The organism is Acinetobacter sp. BWR-L5 (assembly GCF_039655985.1).
Taxonomy (GTDB): Bacteria; Pseudomonadota; Gammaproteobacteria; order Pseudomonadales; family Moraxellaceae; genus Acinetobacter; species Acinetobacter johnsonii.
The window spans coordinates 120,303-132,516 of the sequence record NZ_JAGFEV010000007.1 but is presented as its reverse complement, the minus strand read 5'-3'; the positions used below and the strand labels follow the sequence as shown (position 1 = coordinate 132,516).

Below are 12,214 nucleotides of genomic sequence, written 5' to 3'. Positions count from 1 at the left end.
AGACTATTCTTTAAATCTTTAGCTCGCATTTATTTTACCCAAATGATCAATTTCAATTTCTGCACCCACGGGCTCATTGGCATAATAAAATTGAATACGAACAGGTTTTGCTTCGCCATTCCCCAACCAAATCAGTTTAGGTGCATTCTCTTGGGTTAAATCATCGTTTCGGGCTTGGGAAACATCATAGTCTAAGGATTGCACAGCAAAAGAAACATTTTTGGCTAACACTTGCTGTGGGAACTCATTATATTTTTGCCATTTTTGATGATTCAGCATTGCATTATTTTGTTGTTCTGTGGGTATGGTAAATTGAGGATTTTTATATTCAACAACAGCATAAGAAAAATCAGCCACATCGGTCGCAGGATGAACCTCTAGTGCCAAAACACGTGCTTGATCATTTGCCTCACGTGCAATTTTCTTTACATCCATGATAAAAAAATCACGGGCTTGCGCTGCTTTACGTTGATCGACCCCATTGATATTCAACATCACCAATGACGCCATAATGGCCATAATAACAATAACCACCATCAATTCAACCAGTGTAAATCCTTGAATCCTTGAAGGTGGTTTCTGTTTCATACATCCTATCCGCTAAGCAAGATATCCTGCTGCGCCCGTTTGTTTAGGCATCGCCAGAGCTTGGTCAATGTAGGCCACGCGCAAAGTATCACGCGAACCCAAATACCGTTGATAAAAACTAGAGTTCAAAATCGCAGCTGCACCATGCGTTAAAGACCAAATCGATGCCAAATAATCACGAACTGTCATTTGACTTTCTATCGACTCCAAATACCGCTCGGTCATACGAATAATTAAACGTAGACGTTGCTTTCGAATTTGATAAAGTTCAGTAAATAAATGATAGATCCCAACACCCGTGGTGGATAGCCTCTCTTCTATTTGATGAAACAACACCGTGCGTTCAGGATGATGCAAATGATGTAACATAAAAAAAGCTAGATGTTCAGGGAACTGTTTATCTGTATCTTTAATCATTTCAAGCAACATTTGCTCATTACGAATAATGAGCAACATATAGAGTTCATCTTTACTTTGAAAATGTTTATAAAGCGTACCTTTCGCTAGATCTAATTCCGCAGCCAATGCATCAAGGGTCATCCCTGCTTCGCCATTTTCTAAAAGCAACTGTTCAGCCACTTGGAAAATTAACGCTTCTCTTGCTCGAAACTGAGCCTGACGATCCATTTTCACCCTAGTACTCTCTTATACGCTTTTATCGTTTCAATTTATTTACTTCATGTTGAGAAGGTTTTCAAAGTTCTGTGTTGTAATGAAAGCCATCTCTTCTAAGGACTTATCATATACATCTGCCAAGGCTTTGGCTACATAAGGAACGTACTTTGGCTCATTCGACTTACCTCTATATGGCATCGGTGCTAAATAAGGACTATCCGTCTCAATTAATAAGCGATCTAAAGGAACTTGCTTCGCCACATCACGCAGGTCTTGCGCATTTTTAAAAGATACAATCCCTGAAAATGACACATAGTAACCGCAGTCTAAGACAGCTTTGGCCGTTTCCCAGTCTTCTGTAAAACAATGCAAAATTCCATGGGTCGATTTTTCGGCACGAATAATATCGACAGTATCGTGCTTGGCAGAACGGGTATGCACAACAACTGGTTTTTTTACGGCTTGTGAAGCATGAATATGTCGTGCAAAACAGTCTTTTTGCTCAACGATGAAATCTGTACTATGAAAATAGTCGAGCCCAGTCTCACCAATTGCCCAAACTTTTTCAGGCTGTGCCAACTCAATTAAATAGTCTGTGGTCGCGTGGGCCATGGTTTCAGGATCTTCACAAGGATGTACCCCGACGCTATAGCCCACATCGTCATGCCGTGCCGCAATTTTTGCTAGCTCAATATAATCATCAAGATCAACTGAGATACTCATAAAGCGGTGAACGCCCGCTGCACGTGCTTGCGCTAATGCTAAATCCAAATCCCCATCATAAGGCGTTAAATCTAGCATGGTTAAATGGCAGTGCGTATCTACAAACACAGGCGTTTCCTACTTGATATACTTAATTACATAGTGTAACTAGTTCGCCCTTCAGACTTAAGACCTGCTAGCAACTTTTCCGCTTCTGATTTGTAATAAACCCCTTTCTCCCCAGAAAGTTGAATACCAAATCCTTGGAGTTTGATTCCATTTTGCTTTTGCGAAATCCAAATCACTTTGCCTGTTAGAGGAATTTTCTGTGCTTGCTCTGGCAATGTGGCCAAAACAAAGACCTCCTCTCCCATCTTTACAGGTTGTTTGGATGGAATAAATAAACCACCACCAACTACAAAAGGCATGTAGCTTGCATATAACGTTGCTTTATCTGGAATATTGGCTTGAATGATTCCGCCCATACGTGGTTGCATAAAATTCCCCTGTTTTAAACATCCATCAACCGAATACACAATTGGTCGAGCACTAAATTAGTTTGTACGTTTTGTTCAATATATTGTTTTGACTGTTGCAAATCAGCATAAATTGAAAACAAAGTTTCAAGTGAATACCGTTCTGCCAGCACACTGAAATCCAAGTCAGTGTTTTTTAATTGCTGATTTAGCTTGACACAAATCAAATCTGACAACAAGTACTCAAACATTTGACTAAAATCACTAAATGTCAGCGCTTTATTCCACTTGGTAGCAATTACCATCGGCATATTTTTATCCATCACCAACTTTTGCCAATCTTTTAAAAATTCAGCACGTTGAGGAATCCATTCACTCTCGGACAATGTAATTGCCTGCAACGGCATATGATTGGACAAATTCATCAACAAATGTTGCTGTGCCAAATCGCTATGGGACAAATGCTGATTTAAAAATTGCTCTGCTTGCTGTTCATTTATGCGATCCAAAGCAAAATGTTGCAAACGACTGCGAATGGTTGCAGGCAGTTTTAAATAATGATCTGCCAATAAAATGATAACAACACGATCACCTGGTTCTTCAAGCGTTTTCAATAAAGCATTGGCTGAAGCTGTATTTAAAGCTTCGGCTGGTTCAATAATGATGACGCGCCAACCATCTACCGTTTGCTGTACAAAAGGCAGCAGATCACGAATTTTCTCAATTTTGATCTTAGCATTTTGTTTCTTATTGTCTTCATCGGTAGTGATGTGCACATAATTGGGGTGTGTATCCGCCTTTAACCACTGACAACTTCCACACTCCCCACAGGCCAAATGATTTGGCTGCCGCTTAGCACATAAGACCCAAGCAAGAAACTGCTCAGCAAAAGTCTCTTTACCACAACCTTTTTTACCATAAAACAATAAGCCATGACCAATGTTAGGAAAGCGTGTGGTTAAAGTTTCCCAAACATTTTGATGCCACGGATAAATTTGCTCAGGCAGCGTTTGCTTCATGTATACAACCTAAGTTCTATTATGCAAAATGAGCCACATCCATGGCATTTAAACGATCTAAATCTTCTTGTGTATCCACACCTGGCGGCAAGTTCGCTTCTGCGATATCAATGGCAATACGATGTCCATTTTCCAAAACACGTAGTTGCTCTAGGCTTTCGAGCTTTTCGAGTGTACCCATATCCCATGTCACATATTCTTGAAGTAATTTCACGCGGTAAGCATACAAACCCAAATGACGGAAGGCTTGTTCATGCAACGTTTGCTCCACTTGTTTTGCAGCATCTCGGTCATATGGAATAGTAGCACGACTAAAGTAAAGTGCTTGCTTGTACTTCGACATCACCACTTTAACAATGCTATCACGTTTAAATTCATCTAAATGCTGAATTGGTTCACACAAGGTCGACATTGAACAATCTGCTTGTGACTCTAAAAGTTGCGCGACTTGCTTGACCAAAGCCGCTGGCAATAACGGCTCATCACCTTGAACATTAACAATGATATCTTCGCTGGCCCAACCCTTAATTTTCGCCACCTCACTTAGGCGGTCTGTTCCCGAAGGATGATCCGCTGAGGTCAACACTACATCCACGCCTTCAGCCATGCAAAGATCATAAATTCGCTGATCATCCGTTGCGACGCAGAGATCATCAAAACCTTCCACTTTCTTCGCCTGATCAACGACCCGTAAAATCATTTCACGGCCATGAATTTTAAGGAGTGGTTTTCCAGATAAACGTGTGCTTGCGAAACGCGCAGGAATAACAATATGCTTCATAAAAGACCTTAAGAAATTTCAATACCTACAGCGACGAGCTGTTGATGTAAGGTGTCATAACACGCCGTCGATAACACTGCATCGACAGGAACAACCCAAATATCGCGGGCAAAACTAGGGTTTTGTTTTAGCAGCGCTAAAATTTTCACTGCATCTTTTTCAGTGGTAATGATGGGATTGGCATCATCAAAGACCAAATCCTCTAACTCATATTCATAATGATCAGCAAACTCATGACACTGGAACTGCTGCACTCCCATACGCTCTAAAGTACGATAAAAGCGTTGCGGAAAACCTATCCCCACGACCGCATAAAAATCATCTTGCGAATTGAAAGCTTTTGCCTCAGTACTATTCAACAAGTAAGGCTCTGCAACTTCTAAGTGCATGTGCATACTACGTGTAGGATGATCTGCATGTTCGATCACTATGCCTTGATCCAGTCTAGACTTTGGCTCTCGTAAATAACCTTCGGGCAATAACTTTTCATTGCCTAGTCCACGATTATTATCTAGGACAATCCATTCAATTTGGCGATTCAATGCCCAATGCTGAAGCCCATCATCGCTAATGATCAAATCAATGGGATAGTGAGATAAAAGCAGTTCAATACTTTCTTGGCGATTTGGACCCACTGCCATCGGTACATCAGTGGATTGCACGATGAGAGTTGGCTCATCACCTACATTTTCAGGCAATGAGTTGAGATCTACCATAGTCGGAAATGGGCCTTTGGCACCATAACCACGACTGATCACACCCACTCGAATATTCTTACTTTGCAGATAACTCACCAAGTGAATGAGCAGAGGGGTTTTACCACTCCCACCCACGGTAATATTACCAATCACCATGACAGGCACAGGAGCCGTATACGCTTTTTTAATATTACAGCGATACAACTTACGGTTTAAAAGAAAACCGCCTCGATATAACCAAGACAGCGGACGAAGCACAATTAACCACTTTGCCTGTGAGTTCCAAGCATCCTGAATAAACTGCGCACCTGACATGACTTAATTTTCCTCAAAATTACGCTGATGGAGTTGGTAGTAAGCACCCTGCTTTGCAATAAGTTCAGCATGCGTACCTTGCTCTACTATACGCCCTTTGTCCATCACCACAATACGGTCCGCATTCTCAATGGTAGATAGACGATGCGCAATTACGATCGTGGTACGATCTCTCATTGCAGCATCAAAAGCACGCTGAATAAAGTACTCAGATTCATTATCAAGCGCACTGGTAGCTTCATCTAATATCAGTACAGGCGCATTTTTCAAAATCGCACGAGCAATAGCTATACGTTGGCGTTGACCACCCGATAAATTGAGACCTTGTGCACCTAACTTGGTATTGTAGCCTTGTGGTAAAGCCATAATAAAGTCATGTGCATAAGCTGCTTTTGCCGCTGCAATAACCTCTTCATCCGAGGCATTTTCAAGCTGACCATAGGCAATATTGTCACGTACAGTGCGATTAAATAAAACCACTTGCTGATTAACCATTGCCACTTGAGTACGCAGGCTATTGATTTCAATATCATGAATATCAATACCATCAAAGAGTATTTGACCCGAGGTCGTATCTTGAAAACGCACCAGTAAATTTACTAGAGACGTTTTACCAGCACCAGAACGCCCGACTAAAGCAATCGTCTCACCTTCTTTGACACTTAGATTAAAATCATGCAGCGCTTGATAACCATCCACATAAACCAAGTTCACATGTTTAAAGTCAATATTACCTTTCAGTACAGGAGTTAAAGCCCCAGTATTTTTTTCTTCAGGTAAATCTAAAATTTCAAAAACTGAATGTGCTGCCGCCATACCCCGTTGAATCTTTTCATTCACGTCAGTCAACGCTTTAATTGGCTTACTCAACATACCCGCTGCAGTAATGTAAGCCACAAATTGACCTGCGCTCGTGTCTTGTAAAATCTCTGGGCGTAGTGCGATCCACATGACGATGCTCAAGGCAATGGACATGATTAATTGGACAACAGGACTGTTCAGCTGCTGCACAACCACCATTTTCAGGCCACGACGTAAATTCTCTAAAGATGTATCTCTAAAGCGTTGTTGTTCATAAGCCTGTCCACCAAAACCTTTTACCACCAAGTGACCATTGACCGTCTCTTGTACCACGTGATTGACATCACCCATGGTATCTTGGACTTGAATAGAAAGCTTACGCATGCGCTTTGCCGCTTTACGGATAAGTAAACCAATCAACGGTGCAAAAATCAAAATACACAAGGTCAGACGCCAATTGCTATAAATCAGGTACCCCAACAGTGCAATGGTGATTAGACCTTGTTGAACAATAGTTTTTAATGATTCTGAAGATGCAGCGGTAAGCTGCTCCACATTAAACATGATCTTCGCAGTGATATGACCACTGTTATTATCCAGATAATACTGTGCAGGAAGACGCAATAATTTTGCAAAAACTTCTTGGCGAATATTAAAGACCAGGTTTCTAGAAATGACAGCCGTAAAATACCCCCCCATGAACAAACCCAGCCCGCGGAAAAACATTACCACAACAACCAAAATTGGGAACAAGGTTGTAAAACCTTGATCACGGTGTTGAATCGCTTCAATAATTTTTTCAAGTAATTTAGCAACAGAAACTTCTGTCGCGGCATTTATAGCAAAACCGACCACCACAAGAATTGCTACGCCCCAATAAGGTTTTAAATAGCTCAGTAGACGTAGATAAACTTTAAAATCGTGTTTCACTAATAACCTCGAGAAGGCACTTTGGTACTAATATTGATATTTACAAATCCCAACTGACCGGCCACATCCATCACACGGATCACATCCTGATGGGTTGCTTTTGCATCCGCAGCAATCACAAACATTAGATCACGACGGTCATTGGAAATCTGTTTAATTGCGGTATTTAATTCTGAAACATCTTTCGATGCGATAGACTGACCATTAATTGAATAATGCCCTGTGGAATCTACCACCACTTCGATTTTATGATCAAATGTTTTCGGCGGAACCCCTTGCGCATCAGGCAAGGTTAAATTCATACGACTAAATTGATTGAATGTAGTGGTCAGCAATAAAAACACCAAAATAAATAATAAGCAATCAATCATTGGTGTAAGGTTAATATGAACATCTTCAACTTGTGAACGTTTGAATTTCATACTTCACCTTAGCTCGCTTGTTTCACAACAACATCATCATGGTTTTCAAGCACAGTTTCTGTTTGCTTATAAAATAAAGCCGCATGAAATAAAGTCGATTGCTGTTCTAATTCAGCAACATACTCTTGAACCAAACGCTGAAAATAACGATAAGCAAATAATGCGGGAATCGCAATGAACATTCCTGCCGCAGTTGTAATCAGCGCTTTAGAAATCCCTGGAATCATCAGTGTTGGATTACTGCTATTACCAATATCAATCATTAAAAATGACTCAATAATCCCCAGTACCGTTCCCAACAACCCCAAAAGAGGCGCGACAGCGCTCAATGTTCCCAAAAAATTGATATTTTTTTCAAGATAACCAATTTCCTGAGAAGCCGTTGCTTCCATCTGCGCACGTGCAAACTGTTCACCTTGTGCCTTACTTTGGTAACCAGCTTCCAAAATACGACCCAATGTCGTTGCCTGTAAATCCTGATTTTGTTTAAGTTTAGGCAAAACCATTTGTACGCTTTGCGCTGGGTTTAATAGCAAATCTTTCGGTAAAATAGCGGATTTCTTTAAGCGAATAAAACGCTCTAAGCTAATCGCAACAGTAAAGATCGAACAGAGTACAAGGGGCAGCATAAGCCATCCACCTGCTTTTACCAATTCCCACATAACACTTCCCCAAGTATTTAAAATAGAAAATAAAATTATTCAGCTAAGCAAATATTCAAAATACCATCCAACTCATCTAGTGAATGATAATGAATCGTGAGCTTGCCTTTCCCTTGTTTATTATGATCAATTTTGACATTTGCACTAAAACGATCTGTTAAGCGCTGTGTCAATTGTTGAAGATCTGGTGCAATTTCCGTTTTCGATTTTTCTTGTTTCGGCGCATTGAGATCACGAACATATTGTTCAGTTTGGCGAACGGATAAACTTTTCTCTATCACCAATTCTGCGACTTTCAGTTGATCTTTCCCTTTCAAAGTCAAAATGGCACGAGCATGTCCCATATCCAATAACCCCTGCTGCATAAAGTCTTTAACTTGCTCAGCTAGACTTAATAAACGCAGCAAATTACTGACTGTGGTACGCGCTTTACCTACCGTATCCGCAATTTCTTGATGACTTAAACCAAACTCTTCATGAAAACGTTGTAATGCCATCGCTTGATCAATCGGATTAAGGTCTTGACGTTGGATGTTCTCAATCAACGCCAGTGCAATTGCAACTTGGTCTGTTAAATCACGAACAATGGCTGGGACTTGCGTTAAGCCAGCAAGTTGAGCCGCACGCCAGCGACGCTCACCCGCAATAATTTCATAGGGATGCTTTTCATTATCAATTGGACGAATCACAATCGGCTGCATCACACCATGTTTTTCAATCGATGCTGCTAACTCTTGTAAGTCTTGCTCATTAATAAAACGACGTGGCTGATATTCACCACGCTGCAATAAATGCACATCAATTTGTTTTAGCTGACCGTGATCAAGAGCTTGTGCTTCAAGTTGTAATTTCTCTTTTTGAATGGAACCGAGTAAGGCATCTAAACCACGACCTTTTGCTAGTCCACGTTTCTTAACGGTCATGCGTTACTTCCTTTTTTCACTTTGCTTTTCTTAATCATTTCAGCTGCTAAATGTAAATAAGCAACTGCGCCCTTCGAGCTTTTTTCAAAATAAATCACAGGCAAACCATGCGCAGGTGCTTCAGCTAGACGCACATTACGTGGAATGACCGTGTCATAGAGTTTTTTGCCAAAGTATTGTTCTAATTCTTCAGACACATCACGTGTCAGTGCATTACGTGCATCATACATGGTGCGTAGAACACCAATAATCTTTAACTCAGGATTCAATGCTTGTTGAATGCGATCAATGGTCTGTGTTAAATCTGCCAAGCCTTCCAAAGCATAGTATTCACACTGCATTGGAATCATCACACCATCCACCGCTGCCAGCGCATTAACCGTGATCAAGCTTAAGCTTGGCGCACAGTCCACAATGATGTAGTCATATGCTTGTTCAATTTCTTGCAACGCATCACGCAGAATAAACTCACGCCCTTCTTGCTCAGCAATCGCAAGTTCAACGCCTGCCAAATCACGGTTTGCACCCAAGACCTTATAACCCACTTCCGCCTTGGTAATCGCAGTCTCTATAGGCACTTCACCCAGTAAAACATCGGTCACTGAATACAGTAGGTCATTTTTTTGAATGCCTGAACCCATGGTCGCATTGCCTTGCGAGTCCATATCGACCAATAAAACACGCTTTTTAAGTACTGCTAAAGATGCAGCCAAATTTACTGCGGTTGTGGTTTTACCTACACCACCTTTTTGGTTCGCAATCGCAATAATTTGTGCCATGACCCGCCCAATCCTTTGAATTTTTTTAGATACGTTTTAATAAAAGTAAGTGTCGTTGTTCGTCCAAACGTGGAACTTTTAACGCAATAATGTCACAACTAAATTCGTTTTTGAACGCTTCAACTTCGTCATGCGGAACCAAGCCTTTCATCGACGCAATAATGCTGTCTTGGTGCATATAAGGCTTCGATGCATTGATAAAATCGGTTAAAGAGGCAAATGCACGACTGGTAATCACATCAAACTGACCCAAATCATGGATGCTATCTTCATTTTCAACACGCGTTTGAACTGCAATTACATTGGTTAATTTTAAATCTGCAATAAATTGCTTTAAAAAACGAATTTTTTTACCATTGGAATCAAGCAAAACACATTGGCGCTCAGGTTGGCATAGAGCAATAATCATGCCCGGCATACCACCGCCTGTACCAATATCCAGCAAACGACCTTTCGGCAAATCTTTTAAAATACTTAAACTATCTAATAAATGCTTCACCAGCATTTCTTTAGGATCGCGAATCGCTGTTAAATTGTAAGCTTTGTTCCACAGCACAAGTGCGTCTTGATACTTCAGCAATAAATTTAATGCTTCTTCACTCAAATCTAAGCCAAGCTTTTGACTACCTTGCTTTAAGTCTTGAAAAAATGGATGCATAAAGAAGACATCTCAATAAAATTAAACTGAAGTATACCGATTTCTCAGCCGTGGAACAGTAGCTAACGCTTAGTGATTATGCACTTAAACGTACATACCTTGACGAATCTGTAGATCTAGATCACTTAATCGCTCAGGTGTGCCAACATCCACCCATGCGGCTTGCATTTTCTCGGCAGAAATTTTTCCAGCAGACATCGCTTCTTTTAACAATGGAGCCAGTGGACGTTTACCTGCTTCTAAACCCTCAAACATCTGTGGATGTATAACTGCAACACCACTATAAGTTAGCGCCTCACCCGACTGCTCTTGTTCAAAGGTATAAGCACGCCCTTGATTTAAGATAAAGTCGCCTTTGGGATGCTGTGTCGGGTTGGGTACAAATACCAGATGCGCAAAATCGGCGTCCAATTGCACATCAAGTAAAGATGCAAAATCAAAAGTGGTCCAAACGTCACCATTCACTAAAATAAACGGTTCTGTCCCCAGCAGTGGCAGAGCATTAATAATACCACCCGCTGTTTCAAGCCCCTCTTCTTCACGCGTCCAGCGAATAGTCACACCAAACTGTGAACCATCCCCAAGCGCACCAATCAACACATCGGCCAACCAGGCAGAATTAATCACAATTTCTGTGACCCCAATTTGCTTGAGTTTTTCAATATGCCAAACGATCAGTGGTTTACCACCAACTTCAAGCAGAGGTTTCGGTTTATAGAGTGTTAAAGGACGCATGCGGTTGCCAAGTCCCGCTGCCAAAATCATTGCTTTCATGCTGCAACAACCTCATATTTGCCATATTTTGCTTCAAATTTCGGCATCACTTTATCGCAAATAAATTGCATGAAAGGTTGTAGTTCTGCATAAGGTTTGCTTTCTTCAAGTAAATACCACATCACACGTGGCAAATCTTTCAGATAACCTGATTTGCCATCACGTTCAAATAAACGCACAAAAATACCTAAAATTTTAATATGACGTTGAATTGCCATCAGGTCAGCGTCTTGCTTAAACTGTTCAAAGTCACGCCCTTCTTTAGCAGAAGCTGGCAATAGGTCATAAAACACTTTAAACCAATGATAAACGCGCTCAGGATTCCACTGGATATACGCATCACGTGTAATTGAGATCAGATCATAAGTATCTGCACCTATCACCGCATCCTGAAAGTCAATTACGCCCTGCTCTTGTTCATCTGCCAAAAGCATGAGATTACGACTATGGAAATCACGATGTACAATCACTTGAGGCTGAGCCAAAGCAGCATTGGCTAAAATTGCAAATGTACGTTTAATCAGCGCAGACTCATCATCAGAAGGTTGAATCTGTAAACTTGGCAATAACCAATCTGTCAATAGCGACATTTCGGTCATTAACTTCTCATAAGAATAAGCTGGGAAATGACCTTCACCATCAATAGATTGCAATTGAATCAACTGCTTAAAACTTTGCTCATAATGTACATCGACAGTCTTGTCATTGAGCTGCGTTGACAGTAGCACATCACCAAAATCTTCAAGCAATAAGAAGCCTTGCTCCAAATCTTTCGCCACAATATGTGGTACACGAACACCGTTCGTATCAAAAAATTCATCAATCGTCACAAAAGGCACACAATCTTCTTTTTCTGGTGGTGCATCCATCAGCATAAATGTTTTATTATTCAACTTGATTCGTGCATAACGACGGAAACTTGCATCGCCTGCTAAAAAGTTAATTTCAAATTGATCTGAACCAAGTACAGATGAAATCCATGTTTGTATCAATTGTTCACGTTGTGTATTCATTTGCGATAAATTCTAATACAGGCTGAGTTTTTAAAGTGCTAAGTGTAGCCACTTATCA

General features: G+C 40.8%; 15 protein-coding genes. All 15 read right to left on the bottom strand.

Annotated features, from left to right (window positions below; genetic code table 11):
• Positions 1–18: 18 nt before the first annotated feature.
• Positions 19–588 (bottom strand): type II secretion system protein, encoded by a 570-nt coding sequence (locus JZ787_RS13765; protein WP_346312615.1) that lies wholly within the window; start codon positions 586–588, stop codon positions 19–21.
• 12 nt (positions 589–600) lie between these two features.
• Positions 601–1,215 (bottom strand): TetR/AcrR family transcriptional regulator, encoded by a 615-nt coding sequence (locus JZ787_RS13760; RefSeq protein WP_004696845.1) that lies wholly within the window; start codon positions 1,213–1,215, stop codon positions 601–603.
• A gap of 45 nt (positions 1,216–1,260) precedes the next feature.
• Entirely contained in the window at positions 1,261–2,034 is a 774-nt protein-coding gene (locus tag JZ787_RS13755) for a TatD family hydrolase (RefSeq protein WP_346312614.1), read from the bottom strand.
• A 26-nt stretch (positions 2,035–2,060) separates the two neighbouring features.
• Entirely contained in the window at positions 2,061–2,402 is a 342-nt protein-coding gene (locus JZ787_RS13750) for a PilZ domain-containing protein (RefSeq protein WP_058869739.1), read from the bottom strand.
• Between the two features lie 14 nt (positions 2,403–2,416).
• A complete protein-coding gene (locus JZ787_RS13745) occupies positions 2,417–3,400 on the bottom strand; it encodes a DNA polymerase III subunit delta' (protein ID WP_058869740.1) in 984 nt (327 codons plus the stop codon).
• Between the two features lie 19 nt (positions 3,401–3,419).
• On the bottom strand, positions 3,420–4,181 hold the full coding sequence (gene kdsB, locus JZ787_RS13740; protein ID WP_058869741.1) for a 3-deoxy-manno-octulosonate cytidylyltransferase: 762 nt from the start codon (positions 4,179–4,181) through the stop codon (positions 3,420–3,422).
• An 8-nt stretch (positions 4,182–4,189) separates the two neighbouring features.
• Positions 4,190–5,194 carry a tetraacyldisaccharide 4'-kinase gene (lpxK, locus tag JZ787_RS13735; protein WP_234964282.1) on the bottom strand — a complete coding sequence of 335 codons (1,005 nt, stop codon included), beginning with the start codon at positions 5,192–5,194 and terminating at the stop codon, positions 4,190–4,192.
• A 3-nt stretch (positions 5,195–5,197) separates the two neighbouring features.
• Entirely contained in the window at positions 5,198–6,925 is a 1,728-nt protein-coding gene (gene msbA / locus JZ787_RS13730; protein ID WP_346312613.1) for a lipid A export permease/ATP-binding protein MsbA, read from the bottom strand.
• Positions 6,925–7,347 carry a biopolymer transporter ExbD gene (locus JZ787_RS13725; RefSeq protein WP_004696832.1) on the bottom strand — a complete coding sequence of 141 codons (423 nt, stop codon included), beginning with the start codon at positions 7,345–7,347 and terminating at the stop codon, positions 6,925–6,927. Before JZ787_RS13725 ends, msbA begins: the two co-directional genes overlap by 1 nt.
• A gap of 8 nt (positions 7,348–7,355) precedes the next feature.
• On the bottom strand, positions 7,356–8,009 hold the full coding sequence (locus tag JZ787_RS13720) for a MotA/TolQ/ExbB proton channel family protein (RefSeq protein ID WP_148825940.1): 654 nt from the start codon (positions 8,007–8,009) through the stop codon (positions 7,356–7,358).
• A gap of 35 nt (positions 8,010–8,044) precedes the next feature.
• Complete coding sequence (locus JZ787_RS13715; protein ID WP_004696828.1) at positions 8,045–8,932, bottom strand: ParB/RepB/Spo0J family partition protein; 888 nt, start codon at positions 8,930–8,932, stop codon at positions 8,045–8,047.
• Positions 8,929–9,711: a ParA family protein gene (locus tag JZ787_RS13710; RefSeq protein ID WP_004696827.1), complete on the bottom strand. Its 783-nt coding sequence runs from the start codon at positions 9,709–9,711 to the stop codon at positions 8,929–8,931. The genes JZ787_RS13715 and JZ787_RS13710 overlap by 4 nt, the downstream gene beginning before the upstream one ends.
• A gap of 25 nt (positions 9,712–9,736) precedes the next feature.
• Positions 9,737–10,369: a 16S rRNA (guanine(527)-N(7))-methyltransferase RsmG gene (gene rsmG, locus JZ787_RS13705; RefSeq protein ID WP_004984861.1), complete on the bottom strand. Its 633-nt coding sequence runs from the start codon at positions 10,367–10,369 to the stop codon at positions 9,737–9,739.
• Between the two features lie 84 nt (positions 10,370–10,453).
• Positions 10,454–11,143, bottom strand: coding sequence for an N-acetylmuramate alpha-1-phosphate uridylyltransferase MurU (murU, locus tag JZ787_RS13700; RefSeq protein WP_004984863.1), 690 nt, complete (start codon positions 11,141–11,143; stop codon positions 10,454–10,456).
• Positions 11,140–12,156 (bottom strand): phosphotransferase, encoded by a 1,017-nt coding sequence (locus JZ787_RS13695; RefSeq protein WP_346312612.1) that lies wholly within the window; start codon positions 12,154–12,156, stop codon positions 11,140–11,142. Before JZ787_RS13695 ends, murU begins: the two co-directional genes overlap by 4 nt.
• Positions 12,157–12,214 lie beyond the last annotated feature (58 nt).

What these genes read in the sequence shown, in the direction of transcription:
- lpxK (WP_234964282.1), bottom strand. Translation starts at nt 5,194, where the DNA reads ATGTCAGGTGCGCAGTTTATTCAGGATGCTTGGAACTCACAGGCAAAG.
- JZ787_RS13695 (WP_346312612.1), bottom strand. Translation starts at nt 12,156, where the DNA reads ATGAATACACAACGTGAACAATTGATACAAACATGGATTTCATCTGTA.
- kdsB (WP_058869741.1), bottom strand. Translation starts at nt 4,181, where the DNA reads ATGAAGCATATTGTTATTCCTGCGCGTTTCGCAAGCACACGTTTATCT.
- JZ787_RS13750 (WP_058869739.1), bottom strand. Translation starts at nt 2,402, where the DNA reads ATGCAACCACGTATGGGCGGAATCATTCAAGCCAATATTCCAGATAAA.
- JZ787_RS13765 (WP_346312615.1), bottom strand. Translation starts at nt 588, where the DNA reads ATGAAACAGAAACCACCTTCAAGGATTCAAGGATTTACACTGGTTGAA.
- rsmG (WP_004984861.1), bottom strand. Translation starts at nt 10,369, where the DNA reads ATGCATCCATTTTTTCAAGACTTAAAGCAAGGTAGTCAAAAGCTTGGC.
- JZ787_RS13720 (WP_148825940.1), bottom strand. Translation starts at nt 8,009, where the DNA reads ATGTGGGAATTGGTAAAAGCAGGTGGATGGCTTATGCTGCCCCTTGTA.
- JZ787_RS13715 (WP_004696828.1), bottom strand. Translation starts at nt 8,932, where the DNA reads ATGACCGTTAAGAAACGTGGACTAGCAAAAGGTCGTGGTTTAGATGCC.
- JZ787_RS13760 (WP_004696845.1), bottom strand. Translation starts at nt 1,215, where the DNA reads ATGGATCGTCAGGCTCAGTTTCGAGCAAGAGAAGCGTTAATTTTCCAA.
- murU (WP_004984863.1), bottom strand. Translation starts at nt 11,143, where the DNA reads ATGAAAGCAATGATTTTGGCAGCGGGACTTGGCAACCGCATGCGTCCT.
- JZ787_RS13745 (WP_058869740.1), bottom strand. Translation starts at nt 3,400, where the DNA reads ATGAAGCAAACGCTGCCTGAGCAAATTTATCCGTGGCATCAAAATGTT.
- JZ787_RS13725 (WP_004696832.1), bottom strand. Translation starts at nt 7,347, where the DNA reads ATGAAATTCAAACGTTCACAAGTTGAAGATGTTCATATTAACCTTACA.
- JZ787_RS13710 (WP_004696827.1), bottom strand. Translation starts at nt 9,711, where the DNA reads ATGGCACAAATTATTGCGATTGCGAACCAAAAAGGTGGTGTAGGTAAA.